This is a genomic window from Micromonospora sp. PTRAS2, from assembly GCF_054052245.1.
This window is the reverse complement of record NZ_JBSWBU010000071.1, coordinates 1-379: the sequence shown is the minus strand read 5'-3', so window position 1 is coordinate 379 and position 379 is coordinate 1. Positions and strand designations below refer to the sequence as shown.

The 379-nt window shown below is 69.4% G+C and carries 1 protein-coding gene; it reads right to left on the bottom strand.

Going from position 1 to position 379, the window contains the following annotated elements:
• Positions 1-379: efflux RND transporter permease subunit (locus ACVMYR_RS33200; protein ID WP_457123712.1), on the bottom strand; the 379-nt coding region annotated here is incomplete at both ends.

Below are 379 nucleotides of genomic sequence, written 5' to 3'. Positions count from 1 at the left end.
CCTCGACCATCGTGTAGAGGACCGGGATCAGGACCAGGGTGAGCAGGGTGGAGGTGACGAGGCCGCCGATGACGACGACGGCCAGCGGGGTGGAGATGAACCCGCCCTCACCGGTGATGCCCAGCGCCATCGGCAGGAGGGCGAAGATGGTCGCCAGGGCGGTCATCAGGATCGGGCGCAGCCGGCGCTGGGCGCCCTCCACGACCGCCTCGGCGACGCTCATGCCCCGCTCGCGGTACTGGTTGACCAGGTCCATCAGCACGATGGCGTTGGTGACGACGATGCCGATCAGCATCAGGATGCCGATCAGCGCGGCGACGCCCAGCGGCGTGCCGGTGACCAGCAGCAGGGCGAACGCGCCGACGAACGCGAACGGGAT